The organism is Duganella fentianensis (assembly GCF_009857835.1).
Taxonomy (GTDB): domain Bacteria; phylum Pseudomonadota; class Gammaproteobacteria; order Burkholderiales; family Burkholderiaceae_D; genus Rugamonas; species Rugamonas fentianensis.
This window is the reverse complement of record NZ_WWCL01000001.1, coordinates 1,294,235-1,314,945: the sequence shown is the minus strand read 5'-3', so window position 1 is coordinate 1,314,945 and position 20,711 is coordinate 1,294,235. Positions and strand designations below refer to the sequence as shown.

15 protein-coding genes are annotated in these 20,711 nt (G+C 62.2%); 5 read left to right on the top strand and 10 right to left on the bottom strand.

The features are described from left to right. Positions 1-7: 7 nt before the first annotated feature. The 4 genes from GTP23_RS05700 to GTP23_RS05685 form a co-directional block, all read right to left on the bottom strand. Positions 8-2,464: a TonB-dependent receptor gene (locus GTP23_RS05700; protein ID WP_161034223.1), complete on the bottom strand. Its 2,457-nt coding sequence runs from the start codon at positions 2,462-2,464 to the stop codon at positions 8-10. 110 nt (positions 2,465-2,574) lie between these two features. Then, complete coding sequence (locus tag GTP23_RS05695) at positions 2,575-3,984, bottom strand: aryl-sulfate sulfotransferase (RefSeq protein ID WP_161034222.1); 1,410 nt, start codon at positions 3,982-3,984, stop codon at positions 2,575-2,577. 137 nt (positions 3,985-4,121) lie between these two features. Further along, positions 4,122-4,460 carry a P-II family nitrogen regulator gene (locus tag GTP23_RS05690; RefSeq protein WP_050408554.1) on the bottom strand — a complete coding sequence of 113 codons (339 nt, stop codon included), beginning with the start codon at positions 4,458-4,460 and terminating at the stop codon, positions 4,122-4,124. Positions 4,461-4,561: 101 nt separating this feature from the next. Beyond that, positions 4,562-6,625, bottom strand: coding sequence for an NAD(+) synthase (locus tag GTP23_RS05685; RefSeq protein ID WP_161034221.1), 2,064 nt, complete (start codon positions 6,623-6,625; stop codon positions 4,562-4,564). Positions 6,626-6,837: 212 nt separating this feature from the next. Between GTP23_RS05685 and GTP23_RS05680 the strand changes: the two genes are divergently transcribed. Continuing rightward, a complete protein-coding gene (locus tag GTP23_RS05680) occupies positions 6,838-7,971 on the top strand; it encodes a GNAT family N-acetyltransferase (RefSeq protein WP_161034647.1) in 1,134 nt (377 codons plus the stop codon). Positions 7,972-8,031: 60 nt separating this feature from the next. On the opposite strand, the gene ppa is transcribed toward GTP23_RS05680, so the two are convergent. From ppa to hemC, 5 genes are all read right to left on the bottom strand, one after another. Further along, a complete protein-coding gene (gene ppa / locus GTP23_RS05675) occupies positions 8,032-8,574 on the bottom strand; it encodes an inorganic diphosphatase (RefSeq protein ID WP_155433559.1) in 543 nt (180 codons plus the stop codon). Positions 8,575-8,683: 109 nt separating this feature from the next. After that, a complete protein-coding gene (locus GTP23_RS05670) occupies positions 8,684-9,880 on the bottom strand; it encodes a heme biosynthesis protein HemY (RefSeq protein ID WP_161034220.1) in 1,197 nt (398 codons plus the stop codon). Between the two features lie 2 nt (positions 9,881-9,882). Beyond that, positions 9,883-11,025 (bottom strand): uroporphyrinogen-III C-methyltransferase, encoded by a 1,143-nt coding sequence (locus GTP23_RS05665; protein ID WP_161034219.1) that lies wholly within the window; start codon positions 11,023-11,025, stop codon positions 9,883-9,885. After that, the gene (locus GTP23_RS05660) at positions 11,022-11,846 is read right to left on the bottom strand and encodes a uroporphyrinogen-III synthase (protein ID WP_161034218.1); all 825 of its coding nucleotides are present in this window, start codon (positions 11,844-11,846) and stop codon (positions 11,022-11,024) included. The genes GTP23_RS05665 and GTP23_RS05660 overlap by 4 nt, the downstream gene beginning before the upstream one ends. A gap of 7 nt (positions 11,847-11,853) precedes the next feature. Beyond that, entirely contained in the window at positions 11,854-12,873 is a 1,020-nt protein-coding gene (gene hemC / locus GTP23_RS05655; RefSeq protein ID WP_371866819.1) for a hydroxymethylbilane synthase, read from the bottom strand. Positions 12,874-13,022: 149 nt separating this feature from the next. Between hemC and ppc the strand changes: the two genes are divergently transcribed. Further along, the gene (ppc, locus tag GTP23_RS05650) at positions 13,023-15,839 is read left to right on the top strand and encodes a phosphoenolpyruvate carboxylase (protein ID WP_161034216.1); all 2,817 of its coding nucleotides are present in this window, start codon (positions 13,023-13,025) and stop codon (positions 15,837-15,839) included. 71 nt (positions 15,840-15,910) lie between these two features. Here the strand turns inward: ppc and rpoD are convergent, their stop codons facing one another. After that, positions 15,911-18,403, bottom strand: a complete 2,493-nt coding sequence (rpoD, locus tag GTP23_RS05645) for an RNA polymerase sigma factor RpoD (protein WP_161034215.1) — start codon at positions 18,401-18,403, stop codon at positions 15,911-15,913. Positions 18,404-18,799: 396 nt separating this feature from the next. Between rpoD and GTP23_RS05640 the strand changes: the two genes are divergently transcribed. From GTP23_RS05640 to GTP23_RS05630, 3 genes are all read left to right on the top strand, one after another. After that, positions 18,800-19,282, top strand: coding sequence for a ProQ/FINO family protein (locus GTP23_RS05640; RefSeq protein WP_161034214.1), 483 nt, complete (start codon positions 18,800-18,802; stop codon positions 19,280-19,282). A gap of 79 nt (positions 19,283-19,361) precedes the next feature. Next, positions 19,362-19,943 (top strand): 3'-5' exonuclease, encoded by a 582-nt coding sequence (locus GTP23_RS05635; RefSeq protein ID WP_161034646.1) that lies wholly within the window; start codon positions 19,362-19,364, stop codon positions 19,941-19,943. Between the two features lie 45 nt (positions 19,944-19,988). Continuing rightward, a complete protein-coding gene (locus GTP23_RS05630; RefSeq protein WP_161034213.1) occupies positions 19,989-20,702 on the top strand; it encodes a c-type cytochrome in 714 nt (237 codons plus the stop codon). Positions 20,703-20,711 lie beyond the last annotated feature (9 nt).

Below are 20,711 nucleotides of genomic sequence, written 5' to 3'. Positions count from 1 at the left end.
CGGCTCCTTAAAAGTCTGCGCGGGCCGTCAGGCCGATCTGGCGCGGTGTGCCGATTACCGTGTTATAGGCACCGGGGCTGGTATTCCACATACTGGTGTAGTACTGCTTGTCGAACAGGTTCTTGGCCCACAGCGACACATCCCAGCGCGTGCTGCCCTGGCGCAGCTTGAGGCCGGCCGACAGATTGGTCAGGCTGTAGGCGGGAATCCGTGCATATTCGGACGCATCGAGCGTGCCGTAGGTGCTGCTGCGATAGGCGTAGTTGACGTTGCCATAGGCTTCCACATTGGCCGCCACGGCGGTGGCATATTGCGCTGCCAGATTGCCTATCCAGCGTGGCGCGTTGACCAGCGCCGCACGGCCGGACAGGTCGCAGAAAGCGCCCGTACGTTCAGGCGGGCATGGCGCGTTCTTGTACTCCTTGTACTTGACGTCATTGAACGAACCATTCGCGCTGACGGTGAAGCCGCGCGCCAGTACCACGCTGCTATCGAGTTCCAGCCCGCGGCTGCGCACCGTGCCGGCATTGGTCAGATAGGAAGTGGCGCTGACGGGATCATAGGCATTGCTCTGGTAGCCCGACACATCGTTCCAGAACAGGCTGGCGTTGAGCTGCACGCGGCGCCCCAGCAGATTGCTCTTCACGCCCAGTTCCAGATTATTGGCCTTCTCGTTATTCACCTTGAGCGAGGACACGCCCGCTGCACCGGGCACGGACAGATTGATGCCGCCCGATTTCTCGCCGTGCGAAGCGCTGGCAAAGGCCAGTACATCGGTGTCGACCTTGTAGGCCAGCGTCAGCAAGGCCGAAGGACTAAGCTTATTCAGGTGCACCTCGCCCGAGTTATAGGCACCAAAGCGGGCATTGCGCGAAGCCAGCGCTGCGCCGCTGACGGCCACACCGCCATACGGCGCATCGCGCGTCACTTGCGCCAGCTTGTCTTCATAGGTAGCGCGCACGCCGCCCGTCAGATCCCACTGCGGATCGATGTGCCAGATGCTCTGGCCAAACAGCGCATAGCTGTTCACCCGCAGATGGCCATTACCTATGCTGGTGACATTGCTCCATGCGCCGGCCGGCGTGCCGTTGAACTTGTCGGCCAGCGGGCCGTTGTAAGTGAAGTTGATGTTATCCAGATTCTGGTAGTAGTAATACGCGCCGAACACGGATTCCACCGGCTGGCCCAGCGGCGTGGCCAGCCGCAGCTCCTGCGTGAACTGGCGATGGCGCGCGGCCGAGCCCACATTCAGCGTGACCGGCACATCCAGCCCGTCATCGTTATGCGGCGTGAAGTTCCACAAGCGCGCGGCGCTGATGGAAGTCAGCTTGTAATCATTAGCCAGCTTCCAGTTCAGTTCACCCGATACACCGCCCTGATGCACCTCCACATGCGAGCCGCTATCGAGATTCACCTGCCGCAGCGAGGGGTCCGTCACGGGATGGCCGCCCACGGCAGCCGCCTGCGCGAGAAATTTGCCGCTGGGGCCAGCGTTGTAGAACACCAGCGTGCCGTTGTTGGAATCCTCGCGGTTGTAGTCGGCAATCAGGCGTGCGCTGAAGTTCGCATCGGGTTCCAGCAGCACTTGCGCACGCACGCCATCGCGGTCGCCGCCCTGCACTTTTTTACCCGTATGGATGTTGGTGATATAGCCGTCTTCATGGGTTTTGTAGACGGCGATGCGGCCCGCGGCCGTATCCGAAAAAGCGCCCGACAGCACAGCCTTGCCCTGCACATAGCCCTGCTGGCCGTATGCTAGCTGGGCACTGTTCTCGCTGCGGTAGGTCGGCTGCTTGCTGGTGATGTTCAGCACGCCGGCCGTGGTGTTCTTGCCGAACAGCGTGCCCTGCGGGCCGCGCAGCAATTCCAGCTGCTGGATATCGAGCGCATCGAAGGCGGCCATGCCGGGGCGGGCCAGATAGACGTTATCGAGGTACACGCCCACGCTGCCTTCCAGCCCGTCGCTGGCCGGATTATTGCCCAGCCCGCGCACGGCAAAGCTCATCTGGCGTGCATGCACATAGTTGACGGTGGTGCTGGGCAGCAGCTGCTGCAGATCCTGCACACGGTAGACGCGGTTGCCTTCCAGCGCGCTGCTATCGAGTACGCTCAGTGTGGTCGGCACGCTCTGCGATGATTCCACCCGGCGCCGTGCCGACACGGTAACGCGGGCGATCACATCGAGCGAAGCATCGGCCGCGGCGGTGGCGGCGCTGCCATCCGCACTTGCAGCGTCAGCACTCTCCGCGCCTGCCGCGGCGCCACCTGCCGCCGCTGGTGCGGCACCGGCATCCGCTGCGGCCAGAGTGCCGGCTAAAGCGCCGCCCCCTGCAGCGGCCACCAGCGTTGTCCCGTTCAGGGCCGCCGTGGCCACAGCCAGTTCTGCCGGACTGGCTTGCGCCAGCACGGTCCAGCCTAATCCATATGCCGCAGCCAGTGCTACGACGAGTTTTTTCTGTTGCATGACAATTCCTATTCAAAAAAGCGGGCGACACCGGCCCTGCCCGCCCGCGCAGACGCGGGCAGGAACGGTAGCTAGGTAAGAGGTGGCGCGCGGGCGCCGTCAGGTCGCGTCTAGTGGGTGGCGACGCGGAACTGGGCCGGATCTGGCGGGATCACCGCCTGCTCGGATCGTGGCGTGCCATCAGGCACCCACTGGTAAGGAACGGGCTGGGCGCGGTAGACCCAGTTGCTGCGCACAGCTTTGCCGGCACCGGCCACGGGCGTCTGGGCAAAATAGGGGCTGATGTATTCCCACACAATCTCACCCTTGGGCGTGACCTGGAAGATGCGGCCATTCATGCCCTCGTCGATCAGGGTGTTGCCGTTCGGCAGACGGCGTGCACTGCTGATGAAGGAGCTGTAGAAACCCCAGTCCGGCAAATTGGAATCGCGGCCCGTGTATTCCCACACGATCTGCTTGCTGACGGGATCGATTTCCAGCACGCGCGAGCGGGGCTGCACACCGACGCTGACACGCGGGTAGCCAGCCTCGCCCTGATTGTCGAACACCAGCAGATTGCCGGCGCCGGGCAAGCCCGGTGCGATCAGATGGGCATCATGCTGGCCGACGATCTGGTCAACGGGGCGCGGCAACGCGGCCGGCGCGCGCAACTGGGCCGGATAGTCAGGCCCCAGCAGCCACACCACTTTGCCGCTGTGCTTGTCGAGGATGGCGATGAAATTGGCTGCGCGCGCATCGATCATCAGATTGTCGGGATGGAAGCGCTGGTCGCCTGCATCGAACCAGCGATTAGGCCCCAGCACGGACAGATTGTTCACATGCAGGAAGTCATACGGCACCGCCTTGCCGCGCGGCGAATGGCCGCCCCGCACCAGTTTCAGCGACGCAGGAGTGAAACCGAATTCCTTCAGATGCTCGGAAGCCACCCACTGCCAGACGATCTGGCCTTGCGGCGTTACTTCGTAGATCACATCGTCCAGCACTTGCGGCGCGGCGAAACCGGCCACCGGATGCACGAGGTTGGCCAGCACCAGCGTATTGCCGTTGGCCAGACGGCGCCAGTCGTGGTGCTGCTTGGCGCTGCCGCCGGGCACTTGCGCCGGCTGGCCTTCCGCCGGCGCCCCGTAGGCATCCTGCGCCGCGCCGGCCGCGCCCCATTGCCACACCAACTTGCCGTTCCAGTCCAGTTCACCGATGGACTGGTTGCGCAAGCCATTGCCTTCGTTGCTAGTGCCCGGCGTACTGGCCAGCTGCACCAGCACATGGCCACGCTGGCCACCCGTCAGCGCCGGATCGAGCAGCACGGGCGGGAAACCTTCGGCATCCCAGCGCTGCACCTCATGGCCATTCATATCGATCAGATGCGTCTTCCGGTCCTGACCGCTGAAGAGTACGTACTGGTTATAGGCCAGCGCCGGATCGTAGCGCGTAACGCCGGTGGGATAGACGCTGGGCGAGGCACCGGCAGGAGCGGTTGCGGCCAGCAGAGACAGGGCAAGCAGACTGGAACGTAGGGACATGACACACTTTCTTCTTGGAATAATGGTGTGTCTATATTACTAATCGACGTAGTAAATCCGAACTAATATAACCAAACATCGATATACAAAAAATGCCGCATACGCGGCATTTTTTTAGCTTGAAACTGCGCGACGGCTTACACCGCGTCGGCGCCCGTTTCACCGGTACGGATACGGATCACCTGCTCGACGTTCTGCACGAAGATTTTGCCGTCGCCGATCTTGCCGGTGCGGGCCGCCTTGATGATGGCATCGACTACCTGTTCGGCCACGCTATCGTCCACCACCACTTCGACTTTTACTTTCGGCAGGAAATCCACCACATACTCGGCACCGCGATACAGCTCGGTGTGGCCTTTCTGACGGCCGAAACCTTTTACTTCCGTCACAGTCAGGCCGGTGACATTGACTTCAGCCAGTGCTTCACGCACCTCGTCCAGTTTGAACGGCTTGATCACAGCGGTAATCTGTTTCATCACTACTCCTTCGTTATATCTATCGAGAATCTGGTGCCGGGCATGCCTCTAGCGCTTGCACATATTGTACCGCGCGCGCTGCGATCCCACTTGAACTTCGTTCAAATGCTCGCGTCCTGCACTGGAATGGCATGCAATTCTTCCATCCACACCACACTCTGGCTGTCGCTGGGAGCGCGCCAGTCGCCGCGTGGCGAGAGCGAACCGCCGCTGCCCACTTTCGGTGCATTCGGCACGCAACTACGCTTGAACTGGCTGGTGCGGAAGAAGCGGTCGAGGAAGATGCCCAGATATTTCTTGATCGCCACCAGATCATACTGATTGCGCGTGACGTGGTCGCCATCGGGCCAGCGGCCGCGCGTCTTGTCCTGCCACGCGGCCAGCGCAAGGAAGGCCACCTTGGATGGGCGGAAGCCGAAGCGCAGCACGTAATACAGATGGAAGTCCTGCAGCTCGTAAGGGCCGATGGTGCTTTCCGTGCGCTGCTCGGGCTGGCCATCAGCGGTGCCGGGCACCAGTTCAGGACTGATTTCCGTGGCGAGAATATCGAGCAGCACCTGCGCATCGCTGCGCCCGATTACGCCCGATTCGGCCACCCAGCGCACCAGATGGGAGATCAGGGTTTTCGGCACACTGGCATTGACGTTGTAGTGCGACATATGGTCGCCCACACCGTAAGTACACCAGCCCAGCGCCAGCTCGCTCAGATCACCCGTGCCGCAGACGATGGCGTTATGGTGATTGGCCAGACGGAACAGGTGATTGGTACGTTCGCCCGCCTGCACGTTTTCGAACGTGATGTCGTACTGCGGCTGGCCGTTGATGAAGGGATGTTCGAGATCCTGCAGCATCTGCTGGCAGCTCGGACGAATATCGATTTCCCTGGCGCTGCAGCCCACCAGTTTCATCAGCGCGTGTGCCTGCTTGAGCGTGCGTTCGCTGGTGGCGAAACCGGGCATGGTGTAGGCCAGAATATTGGTACGCGGCAGACCCAGTTTATCCATCACCCGTGCACACACCAGCAGCGCGTGGGTGGAATCGAGCCCGCCCGATACACCGATGACGATTTTTTTCAGCCCGCTGGACTTGAGCCGCTGCGCCAGCGCCTGCACCTGTATGTGGTACACCTCGTTGCAGCGCTCGTCGCGGCGGCGGCTGTCCGCTGGCACATAGGGGAAGCGTTCGATCTGGCGCTGCAGCGGCAGCGTGGCGCTCTGGTCGATCTCGAGCTGGAAGAACACGGTGCGGAATTTATTCACTTCCGCTGCATGGCGCTGTACCGACTGCGCATAGGTGTTCATGCGCATGCGCTCGCGCGACAGACGTTCCAGATCGATATCGGCCAAGGTCAGCGTGGCCGTATCGCTATAGCGCTGGGCTTCGGCCAGTAGCTCGCCGTTCTCGCAAATCACGCCCTGCCCGTCCCATGCCAGATCGGTGGTCGATTCGCCTTCGCCGGCCGAGGTGTACAGATAGGCCGCGATGCAGCGCGCCGACTGCTGCGACACCAGCTGGTTGCGGTAATTGGCCTTGCCCACCAGCGCATTCGAGGCCGACAGATTGACCAGCACCGTGGCACCGGCCAGCGCTGCAAACGACGAAGGCGGAATCGGCACCCACACGTCTTCGCAGATCTCGACATGGAATTTGAACAGCGGCAGATCCGCCACCTCGAACAGCAGGCCCGAGCCGAACTGCACGCGCTCGCCCAGCAGATCGATTTCCGTCGCCACCGCGTAATCGCCGCTGCTGAACTGGCGCGCTTCATAGAACTCGCCGTAGTTGGGCAGATAGCTCTTCGGTACCACGCCCTGTATCTGGCCGCCGGCAATCACCACCGCGCAGTTGTATAGCTGATGCTCGACCCGCAGCGGCACGCCCACCACCAGTGCCATGCGCCATTCCTGCGACGCCACCACTATCTGCTCGAGCGCATCGAGGCAGCCATCGAGCAGCGCGCGCTGGTGGAACAGATCTTCGCAGGTATAGCCGGCCAGCCCCAGCTCCGGGAAAGCCACCAGCGCTGCGCCCTGCCCGGCCGCCTGCGTGGCCAGTGCAATGGTCTGCGCTGCATTGTGGGCCGGATCGGCGATGCGGCTGACCGGCGCGGCAATCGCGACGCGGGCAAAATCGTGGGCATACAGATTGAGGAAATTGGTACTCATGGAAGTCTTTCGCGCACAGCGCCATCAGGCAAAAAGTCATTATCGCATGGGCCAGCAAGGCCGACAAAATCAGCGCTGCGGCGACGTCCGCAGGCCAGATAGGCTAGACTAAAGGCTGAGTATCGGCCGAATATAGGCCCAGTATAGGCCCAGTATTGGCCGAGCATAGGTCAAGTATAAGCACGGAGAAGCGCGTGAGCGGAGCAAGCACCATGGCGGACGAGCAGACCGCAGAATTTAGCCTGATCGATAGCCTGAGCGAGATCGCCCCCGACGCATGGCAGGCGCTGGCCGGCGACCAGCCCATGCTCAGCCACGCTTTTCTGCACGCGCTGCACGATAGCGGCTGCGCTAGCGAGGCCACCGGCTGGGCACCGCGCTACCTGATCATGCGGCGCGCCGGCCATCTGGTCGGCGCCATGCCGCTCTACCTGAAAAGCCATAGCCGTGGCGAATACGTGTTCGACCATGGCTGGGCGCAGGCCTTCGAACGCAATGGCCTGCCCTACTACCCCAAGCTGCTGGGCGCGATTCCATTCACGCCCGTCACCGGTCCGCGCCTGCTGGTGCGTGACGCGGCCGACCGGCCTTTGCTGGCACAGGCCGCGATTGCGCTGGCGCGCCAGCTCGATACCTCCTCGCTGCACATCCTGTTCCCTTGCGAGGAAGACCGCGCCGCGTTAAGCGCGGCCGGCTTCATGCTGCGCGAGGGCGTGCAGTTCCACTGGGAGAATGCCGGCTATGCCGATTTCGAAGCCTTCCTCGCCAGCCTGAAAATGGCCAAGCGCAAGAAGCTGCGGCAGGACCAGCGCCGCGTGGCGCAGGCCGGCATCCACTACCAGCACCTGCGCGGCCACGCCATCAGCGCCGACATGCTGGCCTTCTTCTACCGCTGCTATGTGGGCACCTACCGCGCCCATTACTCGCGCCCCTATCTGACCCTGGATTTTTTCCAGCGCCTGCTAAGCGCCCGGCCGGACAGCCTGCTGCTGATTATCGCCCTGCGCGGCGAACAGCCGGTGGCCGCTGCTCTCAACCTGATCGGCGGCGACATCATGTACGGGCGCTACTGGGGCACCGAAGAATACCTGTCCGGCCTGCATTTCGAAACCTGCTATATGCAGAGCATCGCCTACTGCATCGCCCATGGCCTCTCCCGCTTCGAAGGCGGCGCGCAGGGCGAGCACAAAATCTCGCGCGGCCTCGTGCCCACGCCTACATGGTCGGCCCACTGGATCGCCGATGCCCGCTTCGCCGATGCCATCGCCGATTTCCTCGCGCGCGAAACCGACGCCATCAACCACTATCTCGACGAACTGGGTGAGCACAGCCCTTACCGCAGCTGAGCCGGAAATGAAAAAAGCCCCGATCAACTCGGGGCTTTCCGTATCAGAGCGCGTAAGGCATTACGCTTCTGGGTTTTCTGCCTTGTAAGCAGCAACGCCGCTCAGGATTTCAGCTTTGGCTTCGTCGGCGCCATACCAGCCGTCGATCTTCACCCATTTGCCTTTTTCCAGATCTTTGTAGTGCTCGAAGAAGTGCTGGATCTGACGCAGACGCAGTTCGTTCAGATCTTCCGGCTTCTGCCAGTGGCTGTAGATAGGCAGCACTTTGTCGACTGGCACAGCCAGTACTTTGGCATCTTCGCCCGACTCGTCGGTCATTTTCAGCACGCCGATAGGACGGCAGCGCACTACCACGCCGGGGATCAGCGGGAACGGGGTGATCACCAGTACGTCCACTGGGTCGCCGTCTTTCGACAGGGTGTTAGGCACATAACCGTAGTTGCATGGGTAGTGCATTGCGGTGCCCATGAAGCGGTCGACGAAGATCGCGCCCGATTCTTTATCCACTTCGTATTTGATCGGATCGGCATTCATCGGGATTTCGATGATGACGTTGAAATCGTTCGGCAGATCGCGGCCGGATGGGACTTTATTCAAGCTCATGGGGGTTTCCTCGTGTGTACTGACAAATAGGGGATCGCGTCATTATAGCGAAACAGCGGCCGTTTGTGCGGCGCAGCACCGCATTTCCGGCCTCTGGTGACGGTAAAAACTACAGGATGGTGGCCAGCGCGCACTGGCGATAGTGGCTGGCCGCCTCCTCCGCCTGACCTAGCGCTTCATGCAGCTGCGCCAGTTTCAGGTGCGATACGCGCACCATGCGGGCTTCCGTGGCGTCCGACAGGGCTTGCTCCAGATAGCGCTGGGCCTTGCCCCACAGCTTCTGCTTGAGGCACAAAGAACCCAGCGTCAGGGCCAGTTCGGCATCAGCCGGATGCTGCTTGACCCAGCCTTCGCAATGCTCGATCTGGGCCAGCAAGGCAGCCGAACCGGCTGGTGCGGCCGCGTCGCGGTAAGCCCGCACCACGCGGTCATCCCAGTCGGCGGCCAGCGATTCTTCCGCCACCAGCCGCGCTTCGTCGTGCAGGCCACGGGCGTTCAGCGCGCTGGCCGCACGGCAGGCCACATAAGGCTTGATGCGGTCGGCACTCGGCACAGTAGACCATACCCGCAGCAGCGATTCGGCATCGTGGCCGGCATCGGACAGCATATCGTCATAGGCCAGCTCGCGCAGACGGGCCGACAGGGCCGGATGCAGCGCGTGGTGCTTGTCCAGCGAGCGCACCAGACGCAGCACTTCCGGCCAGTTCTTGGCCTGCTGCTGGGCTTTCAGCGACATCTGCAGTGCGTGAATGTGGCGCGTGCCGCTGGCATTGAGTTCATGCACGGCTTCCAGCGCTTTTTCCGGCTGGTGGTCGTCCACCAGCAGCTCCGTCATCGTCATCAGACGGGCCGTTTTCATGCCATTGTCGTCGGCTATTTTGGCCAGCCACTGGTCACGCCGCGCGGCCTGACGCATGCGGTGCGCCGCACGGGCGCCGATCAGGGCGGCCACGCCGGCGTTCTCCGCCAGTTCGCCGGCCCGCAGCGCAGCTTTTTCGGCATGGCCGAAACGGCCTTCGAACAGGGCTTTGAGGGCTTCGCGCAGGCCTTTGTTACCGTCACGCTCGCGCTTCTGCTGGCGATAGGCCGCCACCTTGGACGGCATTTTGACGGTGGCACGGAAGGCGCGGATCAGCACATACAGCAGCGCGAACAGCGCCACTTCCAGCACCACGAAGAAGTTCAGCGACAGGTCGATGCGGTGCGGCGGGTAAAACAGCACCACATTGCCCGGATTGAAGCGGGCTGTCACGGCGATACCGATGGCCGCAGCCATCAGCAACACTATCCAGATAAATAAACGCATGACTAGGGTTTCGCTTTGTAGTTACGCACGGCGTTCAGGCTATCCGACAGGGTCGGAAGCTCGATGGTCAGGTTGTTACCCTGGACCTGACGCAGCATGGCTTGCACGGTCTGGGTCGATTTGGCGCGCACGTCGAAGTACTTGCTCAGCGCTTCCTGCGCCGCAATCAGATCGGCGCGGAAGGCCGCTTCGTTACGCGACAGCAGCGCCATACGGGCGTTCAGCAGACGCAGTTTCAGATTCTCGCGCAGGAAATAGGCCTGGGTCGGCGACAGCATCAGCGCATCCGGGGTTTCCACACTGCGCACGCGGATCAGCTGGCGCACATCAGTCCACATCTCGCTGCTCCAGCCCTGCCAGATCGCCTGGGCCGATTGCAGCCACGGGCTAGTCTCGCTGGCATCGGCCTTGCCCTTGCCATCCTTGCCCGCCTTGGCGGCGACTTTTTTCTCCGGTGCTGCCGGCAGCGTCGGTTTTTCGTCGGCCAGCATAGGCAGCGTGTCGACTTGCGCGATCACGTTATCGAGACGCAGTGCCAGACCCACCGAATCCACATTCGGCAGCGCCTTCAGGCGCTCGGTATCCTTGGCGATGGCGCGGCGGATGCTGATGAACTGCGGCTTGTCGGAGCGCGACAGGCTGCGGTCGGCATTCTGCAGCGCGATCAGCGCGCCCGGCACATTACCGGCCAGCTGCAGCTGCTGGCTGGCAGTCGACAGCACCTGTTCGATTTCCGTCAGCGCCCACTCGTCGCGGTTCTTGGACAGATCCTGATACAGCTGTTCCAGTGCCAGCTGCTGGCTCTGGGCTTCCTGCTGTTTGCTTTCCAGCAGACTGACTTTGGCCTGCAATTCCTTGCTGGTCTCCTGCACGGTGCGCACCAGCGCGCCCGTTTCGGCATTGCTGGCATCCCCCTTCTGCAGGCGGCGCGCCATTTCTTCGCGCAGATTGCGCACCTGATTGTGCGACGACCAGGTCTGGCCGGCCAGCAGGATGGCCAGCACCACGATACCGACCAGCAGCGTCTGCGGCTGCTGCACGGTTTCGAGCAGGCTAGGCTCAGGCTGCGGCGGCGCCGCGTTCGGGGTCTCGGCCGGTTTGGCAGCGGAGACGACGGGATCGGGGAGGATAGGCGTTTCGTTCATAGGCGTGATTGTAACGCGGCCAGCAGGCGTTCGTCGCCTGAACCTGTCAGCGTCAGTCGGGTAAAGCCCAAATTTTTTGCCGTCTCGGCAATTCGGGCATGCGGAATGATCAGATGTTGACGTTGCATTGATACAACAGCATTCTGCTGCATCGCATCAGGGTAGCGCAAGTCCAGTTCCGCCAGCAGTGACATCAGGCCGCGCAGCGCTTCCGAGCTGGTGATGATCCAGTCGCACGGGCGCGCCAGCAGCTGGCGCAGCAGCACGGCCAGCGCCGGTGTTAGCTGCAGCAGCTGGCGGCGGTAGGCCGGCACCACGTCCACCACGGCACCGGCGGCGCGCAGGCCGTCGGCCATCAGTTCGCGTCCGCTTTCGCCGCGGATGATCAGCACGGGCTGGCCCTGCAGCGCAGCCAGATCAAGCGCCTGCAGCAGGTGTTCGGTATCGCTGGGCACGTCGGCCGCCGGACTGACGATGTCCACTTCATCGGGCCGGATGCCATGCCTGGCCAGCGCCGCGCGGCTGCCCTCGCCCAGCACGGCCAGCTTGACGCCGGCCGGCCAGTGATCGAGGTGGGCAAACGCCGCATCGATCGCATTGGGCGACACAAAAGCCACCAGCGCATAGCCGGGCGTGGGCGCGCACAGGCGCGCCAGCGCCGCCAGCAGAGCCGCCGGTTCCGGCAGGGGACTGATTTCCAGCAGCGGCAATTCCACCACGGGGCGGCCCAGCGCGGCGATGTGCGCGGCCAGCGGCTGCGTCTGCGCCGCCGGACGGGTGATCACCACGGTGTCGCCCGGCTTGGCGACTGTAGCGCTCATGGATGGATCAGGCGTCTGGCGCCGGTGCCGCCAGCGTGGCGGAACGGGCATCAGCTTCGGCCTGCGCCGCTTCGCTCAGGCAGGACGACAGGATATCCACGGCATCCTGCGCCTTCAGCAGCTCGGCCACCTGCAGGCCCAGCGCTTCGGCATCGGCCGCAGCACCACTGACTTCGGCACTGGCCATGCGCAGGCCATCGGGTGTAGCCACCATGGCGCGCAGGTGCATCTGACCGGCATCCACGGTGGCGAATGCGGCCAGCGGTACCTGACAGCTACCGCCGAATACTTTCGACACTTTGCGCTCGGCCGCTACCGCTTGCGCGGTCGGCAGATCGTTCAGTGGCGCCAGCAGCGCCTGCAGATCGAGGCCATCCTGACGTTCGGCGATTTCGATCGCCATCGCGCCCTGCCCTGCGGCCGGCAGGCTGGCTTCGGGTGGCAGCACGGCGCGGATGCGCTGGGCCAGACCCAGACGTTTCAGACCGGCGGCAGCCAGAATGATGGCCGCATATTCGCCGCGATCAAGCTTGCCCAGACGGGTATCGAGGTTGCCGCGCAGCGGCTTGATCACCAGATGCGGGTAGCGCGCCGCGATCAGGGCCTGACGGCGCAGACTGCTGGTGCCCAGTACGGCGCCGGCCGGCAGCGCGTCGAGCGAGTCGTAGTCGTTGGAGACGAAAGCGTCGCGCGGATCTTCGCGTTCCAGCACGGCGGCCAGCGCAAAGCCTTCCGGCAGTTCCATCGGCACATCCTTGAGCGAATGGACGGCCAGATCGGCGCGGCCTTCGGCCATGGCGACCTCAAGTTCCTTCACAAACAGACCCTTGCCGCCCACTTTGGACAGGGTGCGATCCAAAATTTGATCGCCTCGGGTCGTCATTCCTAGAATTTTGACATCACACTGAGGATATAATTGCTGCAAGCGCACGCGAACGTGTTCGGCTTGCCACATGGCAAGACGGCTCTCGCGCGAGGCGATGACCAATTGGGACGGGGGAGTTGGGACCAATTCGGATGTTTTCAAAACCAGTTCTTTCGCTGTAGCTGACGCTAACCGGCGCAGGCCAGTTAATTCGCGCATGTTAAGGACCACAAATTCTAGCATGCTCACCTTCTTGCAGAACCGGGCCACAAGCCTTTGCACCGACATTTCACATCTTTGCGGCTTATCACATGGCAAAACAACTTAGTGCAAACGACGAATCACCACGCGTAGAAGTAAATCCAGACAAGGATGCTCCACTCAAAGAAGACATACGTTTATTAGGTCGCCTGCTGGGCGACGTACTGCGTGACCAGGAAGGCGAAGAAGTCTACGCCGTGGTCGAAACCATCCGCCAGACTGCTGTACGCTTCCGCCGCGAGGCTGACGCCGGTGCCGCCAAGGAACTGGACGGCATGCTCAAGATCCTGACCCGCGAACAGACGATTTCCGTGGTACGGGCGTTTTCCTATTTCTCCCATCTGGCCAATATTGCCGAAGACCAACATCACATCCGGCGCCGCCGCGCACACCTGCTGGCCGGTTCTGCGCCCCAGCAAGGTAGCGTTATCTTTGCGCTCGACAAGCTGAAAAAAGCCGGTGTCAAAGCGGACACCGTGGGCGAATTCTTCCAGCAGGCGCTGATTTCGCCCGTGCTGACGGCCCACCCGACGGAAGTCCAGCGCAAGTCGATTCTTGATGCGGAACACGACATCGCCCGCCTGCTGGCCGAGCGCGATCTGCCGCTGACGCCGAAGGAACAGGCGGCCAATCTGCACCTGCTGCGCGCCCGCATTGCCACGCTGTGGCAGACCCGCATGCTGCGCTACTCCAAGCTGACCGTGGCCGACGAAATCGAAAACGCCCTGTCCTACTACCGCATTACCTTCCTGCGCGAACTGCCCGGCCTGTACGACGACATCGAAGCCGATATCGCCAGCCATTACGGCGAGCGTCAGGCTGTCGATGCACCATATGTGCAGATGGGTAGCTGGATAGGCGGCGACCGTGACGGCAACCCGAATGTCAACGGCAGCACCATGGAGCACGCCCTGACCCGTCAGGCCACGACTATCCTCGACTTCTATCTGGAAGAAGCCCACACGCTGGGTTCGGAGCTGTCGGTGTCCACCCTGATGATAGGCTGCAGCCCCGAACTGCAGGCACTGGCCGACCGTTCGCCCGACACCTCCGACCACCGCGCCGACGAACCTTACCGCCGCGCCCTGATCGGCATCTATGCGCGTCTGGCCAGCACGGCGCGTGCACTGGGCGCCACCAACATCCTGCGCAAGGAAGTGGGCCACGCCGAGCCGTATGCCAACGCGGCCGAATTCGGTGCCGACCTGCAGCTGCTGATCGATTCGCTCAACGCCAACCACGGCGCTGTGCTGGTGCAGCCGCGTTTGTCCACCCTGAAGCGCGCGGCCGACATCTTCGGCTTCCACCTCGCTTCGCTGGACATGCGCCAGTCGTCCGATATCCACGAGCGCGTGCTGGCCGAACTGATGGCCAAGGCCGGCGCACAGGCCGACTACTCGGCACTCGACGAAGATGCCAAAGTAGCGCTGCTGCTGAGCGAACTGGCCCAGCCACGCCTGCTGTATTCGCCCTACATCAGCTACTCGGCCGAGACCAATTCGGAACTGGGCGTGCTGCGTGCGGCGCGTGAAATCCGTGCCCGCTACGGTGCGCGCGCGATCCGCAACTACATCATCTCGCACACGGAAACCGTGTCCGACCTGCTGGAAGTGCTGCTGCTGCAAAAGGAAATGGGCCTGCTGCGCATCGCCGAACAGGAACTCGACCTGATGGTGATCCCGCTGTTCGAAACCATTCCCGACCTGCAGCGCGCGGCCGGCATCATGGAAGCTGTGATGGCCATCCCGCTGGTGAAAGCACTGATCGCCAAGCAGGGCCAGATTCAGGAAGTCATGCTGGGCTATTCGGATTCCAACAAGGATGGTGGCTTCCTCACTTCCAACTGGGAGCTGTACAAGGCCGAAACCCATCTGGTCAAAGTGTTCGAACACGCTGGCGTCAAGCTGCGCCTGTTCCACGGCCGTGGCGGTACGGTAGGCCGCGGCGGTGGTCCGAGCTACGAAGCGATTCTGGCCCAGCCGCATGGCACCGTGAATGGCCAGATCCGTCTGACCGAACAGGGCGAGATCATTGCGTCCAAGTTCTCCAACAAGGACATCGGCCGGCGTAATCTGGAACTGCTGGTGGCCGCCACGCTGGAAGCGAGTCTGATGCCCGCCACCGAAGACGCCGCACAGCTGCAGCAGCTGCGCCAGTTCGAAACCATCATGGCCGAGATTTCCGACCGCGCCTACAAGGCCTACCGCAATCTCGTGTATGAAACCCCGGGCTTCACGGACTACTTCTTCTCGGCCACGCCTATCGCTGAAATCGCCGAGCTGAATCTGGGCTCGCGCCCTGCTTCGCGCAAGTCGACCAAGCGTATCGAAGACCTGCGCGCAATTCCGTGGGGCTTCTCGTGGGGCCAGTGCCGCTTGCTGCTGCCGGGCTGGTACGGTTTCGGCAGCGCACTCGGCGCCTGGGTGGCCGACGGCGATCAGGCCGAGCGTCTGGGTCAGCTGCAGGCCATGTTCCGCCAGTGGCCGTTCTTCGCCACCCTGTTGTCGAATATGGACATGGTGCTGGCCAAGACCGACCTCGCGATTGCCTCGCGCTATGCCGAACTGGTGCAGGACAAGGAACTGCGCGAGCGCATCTTCAACCGCATCACGGAAGAACATGCCAACACGCTGACCATCCTGCAGAGCATCACGGGCGCAACCGAACGACTGGCCGGCAATCCGCTGCTGGCCCGCTCGATCCAGAACCGCTTCGCCTACCTCGATCCGCTCAACCACTTGCAGGTTGAACTGATCAAGCGTCACCGTGCGCTGTCGAGCGAGCCGGGCAAGGCCGATGCACGCGTGCACCGCGGCATCCACCTGTCCATCAATGGTGTGGCGGCTGGCCTGCGCAACACCGGCTAAGCCGACCTGCCCCAAAAGTAAAAAAGGACAGCCTCGGCTGTCCTTTTTTTTCGCTGCCGTCTGGCTGCTGCTTAGTTCTGGGTCAGGAAGGTCTTCAGCTTGTCCGAGCGCGAAGGCTGACGCAGTTTGCTCATGGCCTTGGCTTCGATCTGACGGATACGTTCGCGCGTGACGTCGAACTGCTTGCCCACTTCTTCCAGCGTGTGGTCGTTGGACATTTCCACGCCATAGCGCATACGCAGCACCTTGGCTTCGCGCGGGGTCAGCGAATCCAGCACTTCCTTGATGACGTTGCGCATCGAAGCGTGCAGCGCGGCGTCCAGCGGCGCCAGCGTGGTGTTGTCTTCGATGAAGTCACCCAGTTGCGAATCACCGTCTTCACCCATCGGCGTTTCCATCGAGATCGGCTCTTTGGCGATCTTCATGATTTCACGCACTTTGTTTTCCGGCATTTCCATCTTCACAGCCAAGGTGGCCAGATCCGGCTCGCTACCCGTTTCCTGCATGATCTGGCGCGAGATACGGTTCATCTTGTTGATGGTTTCGATCATGTGCACCGGCACGCGGATGGTACGGGCCATATCGGCGATGGAACGGGTAATCGCCTGGCGGATCCACCACGTGGCATAGGTCGAGAACTTGTAGCCACGACGGTATTCGAATTTATCCACCGCCTTGAGCAGACCGATATTGCCTTCCTGGATCAGATCAAGGAATTGCAGACCGCGGTTGATGTATTTCTTGGCGATGGAAATTACCAGACGCAAGTTAGCCACCGTCATTTCACGCTTGGCCTGACGGGCGCGCTTCTCGCCAGCCGCCATCTGCTTATTGATCTTGCGCAGATCCGCCAGCGGCAGCGCTACGCGCGCCTGCAGGTCTATCATCTTCTTCTGCAGTTCTTTCACGGCTGGCACGTTACGGCCCAGAATCGCGCTGTACGGATAGCCGCTATCGACTTCGCCATCTACCCAGTCCAGATCGCATTCATTGCCGGGGAAGACCTTGATGAAGTGGGCGCGCGGCATGCCGCATTTGTTCACGCACAGTTCCAGCACGGCGCGCTCGATGTGGCGCACTTCTTCCATCTGGCCACGCAGGGTGTCGCACAGCTTTTCCACCACTTTGGCGGTGAAGCGTATGCCCAGCAGTTCGGCCGAAATCGCTTCCTGTGCCGCCATATAGCCTTTCGAGCCATAGCCGCCGCTGGCTTTACGCATCTTGTCGTACTGGGCCGAGATCAGATCGAACTTTTCCAGCGCCGATTTTTTCAGCTGTGCCAGCTGTTCGGTCGAGAAGCCTGCAGCGCCGCCGCCGGCGTCGCCTTCTTCTTCCTCGACTTCTTCTTCCTCTTCTTCGTCCTCGTCGCCCGCTACGGTGGCAGCAGCAGCGCTGGCCGGTGCGGCATTGGCTTCGTTGAGGTCAACGAAACCATCGACCACTTCGTCCACTTTCAGTTCGTCCGCTTCGATCTTGCGGGCCAGCGCGATGATTTCCGCGATGGTGGTCGGGCAGGCCGAAATCGCCTGGATCATGTCTTTCAGGCCGCCTTCGATACGCTTGGCAATCTCGATCTCGCCTTCGCGCGTCAGCAGCGCCACGGCGCCCATTTCCCGCATATACATACGCACCGGATCAGTGGTACGGCCGAAGTCCGAATCCACCGTCGACAGTGCCGTTGCGGCAGCCGCTTCCACTTCATCGTCCGACGTCACGGTGGCCACGTTATCGCTCAGCAGCAGCGATTCCGCATCCGGGGCGCGCTCGTAGATGGCGATGCCCATGTCGTTGAAGGTGGCGATAATGCCTTCGATGGCTTCCGGATCGATGATGTTTTCCGGCAGCTGGTCATTGATCTCGGCATAGGTCAGGAAGCCGCGCTCCTTACCCATATTGATCAGATTCTTGATCTGGTTGCGCCGGCGTTCCAGATCTTCCGCCGAGCTTTTAGGGTCCATGCCCATCAGATCGGCCGCGCCCTTGGCCTTGCGTTCGCGCGCTTTGGACACGGCTTTCAGTTCGGCGCGTTCCACCGCGTTCAGTGCCGCGACTTCATCGTTTTCCGGCGTGAATTCGGATGGCTTGCGGCCACGGCGGCCCGGCACTTTCACGCTAGGCAGCAGATAGCCCGAGGTATCGATCGAAGCCAGCGTGGCGGCGTCGGTCACCTGGCTGACGGACGGACCAGCCGTGGCGATGATCACCGGTGCCGGTTCGGCCTTGGCCGTTTTCACCAGTTTGGATTTGGTCTTGACGGCGACGGCCGGCGCTGCGGCAGCCGCCTCGCTGTCGGCAGCGGCTACGGGCGCGGCAGCCTTGCGGCTCACGCGCACGGCCTTGACCGGCGCATCGGCGCTGGTTGCGGCCTGCGATGCGACGGCCGTATCGGCGGCTTCCGCTGCGGCGCTCAGACGGGTTTTCTTTTTGACCACCGTAACTTTACTCGCTGCCTCTTGCGCATTATCGATCACGTAGGATAAAGTCGTTTTCGGCACCACCAGCGTCGCGGAGCTGGAGCGGGCGGCCTTACCGGACAGCGTTAAAGTTTTCGGCGTTTTCGTCATTAAAAATCTCTCTTGCGCTTACGCCAGAAATTACATTGCCATGGCTGGCGCTGCCGGTGCACCGGTGCGCTCTGAGCGGGTGTTGTAATTTTGCTGACGAGGTTCTAACGGAATAACTAACGGAATAAAAAAAGCCCGCGTCCTGCTACGGGCTGATTTCTCTTTTCAGTGAAGAATAGGGAAGAGGGCAAAACGTATCCTGTACCAAACTGAATCGCACTGTCCTGCATTAGTGCGTCGGCTATTATACACGGTTTAGGGGGCGCGCGCACCTGCCTGCCCACATCATGTGCTGCTCTGCCGCGCAGCGCATTCATGGTCGATTTGATATCATGAACCAAAATGCACTGCATTCCCCTAGCCCCCATGATATGCTCACGCCTCTTGCTTTAAATTATGAAGTCGATGAACACTAGCACTACCCCAACGCCACCAGCCGAGCTGTCAGCCGAGTCTCCAGCCGCCACGCCGGCCAAAGCTGCCTATACCCCGCGCAGCCTGCTGAAGCAGTTACAGACGCAATTCCCCGCTTTCCGCGATTTCCTGCCCCTGTCCATCGGTATCGATAAACAGGTGCTGGCTGCCCTGCCTGAACTGGACCGCAAAACCATGCGCGCTGCGCTGGGCATCCACACGGGCTCGCTGCGCTACCTGAAAGTGATGGAAAAGGCCAAGCAACGGCACGACCTCGATGGCAAACCGGGTGCTGCAGTCACCGACGAACACCGCGCCCACGCCACCCAGGTGCTGAAAGAGCGCCACAAGAAAGAAGCCGAACGCAAGAAAGCGGAACGCGAAGCGGCGGCTGCGGCCGAAGCAGCCCGCGTGCACGCAGAAAAACTGAGCCAGCTGGCCGCGAAATTCTCGCGCAAAGGCTAAGTTGGAGCAGGCACTGCCAGCGGCCGATCCGGCCGCAGAATTACCGCCCTACCCGGGCATACGGATAACCGACGTCACCATGGTCCGCTCGCTCGAGCAAGCCATGGCGGCGCGCGATGTCCTGCTGGCCTGTACGGCCATAGGCTTCGACACGGAATCCAAACCCACTTTCACCAAGGGTGAAGTCTCCACCGGTCCCCATCTGATCCAGTTAGCCACCAGCACGCATGCCTATCTGTTCCAGATCGGCAGCCATACGGCCGAGCCTATGCTGGCCGTGCTGCAAGCCATACTGGAGCCAGTCGCGCCACTGAAAATCGGCTTCGGCCTGTCCGACGATGTGAAGCGCGTGTTTGCCAAGCTGGGCATACGCTGCGGCGGCATCATGGACCTTTCGGTGGCGCTGCGCGAGCCGGGCCAGCGCAACGATCTGGGCGCCAAGACAGCCGTGGCCAAGTTCTTTGGCCAGACGCTGCAGAAATCGAAAAAGATATCCGTCACCAACTGGGCTTTGCCCCACCTGAACGAAAAGCAGATTCTGTATGCGGCCGATGATGCCCAGGTGGCGCTGCGCATCTACCAGCACGTGCACGCTAGCGGCCGCAAACTGCCGCCGGTGAAGCCTATCAAATTCCCCAAGCCGGTCCAGCCGGCCGGCTAAATGCCGGAGGCGTGCACGCCGCCACGCTTCTGGTATCCTTGCGGCATGGTTTCTTCCCCTGCCCTATGCCGTGCCGCGCTGCTCGCCATCCTACTGGGCAGCAGCGGGCACACCGTTGCCGCGCCCGTGCCCGACACGCTGGCCCAGCGCCTTGCTGCCTGCATCAGCTGCCATGCACGGGAAGAAAAGCGCGATGCCTATTTCCCCCGCATCGCCGGCAAGCCGGCCGGCTATCTGTACAACCAGCTCCTCAACTTCCGCGAAGGCCGGCGCAACTATCCGCTGATGACGTATATGGTGGCGCACCAGAGCGATGCCTATCTGGCTGAAATGGCCGACTATTTTTCCCGCCTCGCGCCCAGCTATCCGCCGCTGGCCGGCCAGCAGGCCAGCGCCACCGCGGCCCAGCTGGAACGGGGCCAGGCGCTGGTCGAACATGGCGATGCCGCACGCAAGATACCGGCCTGCACGGCCTGCCACGGCGCCTCGCTGGGCGGCGTCCAGCCCGCCATACCGGGCTTGCTGGGCCTGCCTGCCGACTACATCAACGCCCAGTTCGGCGCATGGCGCAACCATACACGCCGTGCGGCCGCACCGGATTGCATGGCAGAGATCGCGGGACGTTTGTCCGAGCCTGACGTAGCCGCCATTTCCCAGTGGCTCAGCCGGCAGCCGCCCGCCGCCGCCCATGTGGCTGCCCGCCCTGCCCGTCCGCTGCCGCTGGAATGCGGCAGTATGCCTGCTGCAGCTAGGCCCTAGGTGAACCGT

Coding starts and splice junctions, on each gene's coding strand:
- GTP23_RS05700 (WP_161034223.1), bottom strand. CDS start 2,464: ATGCAACAGAAAAAACTCGTCGTAGCACTGGCTGCGGCATATGGATTA.
- GTP23_RS05695 (WP_161034222.1), bottom strand. CDS start 3,984: ATGTCCCTACGTTCCAGTCTGCTTGCCCTGTCTCTGCTGGCCGCAACC.
- GTP23_RS05690 (WP_050408554.1), bottom strand. CDS start 4,460: ATGAAACAGATTACCGCTGTGATCAAGCCGTTCAAACTGGACGAGGTG.
- GTP23_RS05685 (WP_161034221.1), bottom strand. CDS start 6,625: ATGAGTACCAATTTCCTCAATCTGTATGCCCACGATTTTGCCCGCGTC.
- GTP23_RS05680 (WP_161034647.1), top strand. CDS start 6,838: ATGGCGGACGAGCAGACCGCAGAATTTAGCCTGATCGATAGCCTGAGC.
- ppa (WP_155433559.1), bottom strand. CDS start 8,574: ATGAGCTTGAATAAAGTCCCATCCGGCCGCGATCTGCCGAACGATTTC.
- GTP23_RS05670 (WP_161034220.1), bottom strand. CDS start 9,880: ATGCGTTTATTTATCTGGATAGTGTTGCTGATGGCTGCGGCCATCGGT.
- GTP23_RS05665 (WP_161034219.1), bottom strand. CDS start 11,025: ATGAACGAAACGCCTATCCTCCCCGATCCCGTCGTCTCCGCTGCCAAA.
- GTP23_RS05660 (WP_161034218.1), bottom strand. CDS start 11,846: ATGAGCGCTACAGTCGCCAAGCCGGGCGACACCGTGGTGATCACCCGT.
- ppc (WP_161034216.1), top strand. CDS start 13,023: ATGGCAAAACAACTTAGTGCAAACGACGAATCACCACGCGTAGAAGTA.
- rpoD (WP_161034215.1), bottom strand. CDS start 18,403: ATGACGAAAACGCCGAAAACTTTAACGCTGTCCGGTAAGGCCGCCCGC.
- GTP23_RS05640 (WP_161034214.1), top strand. CDS start 18,800: ATGAAGTCGATGAACACTAGCACTACCCCAACGCCACCAGCCGAGCTG.
- GTP23_RS05635 (WP_161034646.1), top strand. CDS start 19,362: ATGGTCCGCTCGCTCGAGCAAGCCATGGCGGCGCGCGATGTCCTGCTG.
- GTP23_RS05630 (WP_161034213.1), top strand. CDS start 19,989: ATGGTTTCTTCCCCTGCCCTATGCCGTGCCGCGCTGCTCGCCATCCTA.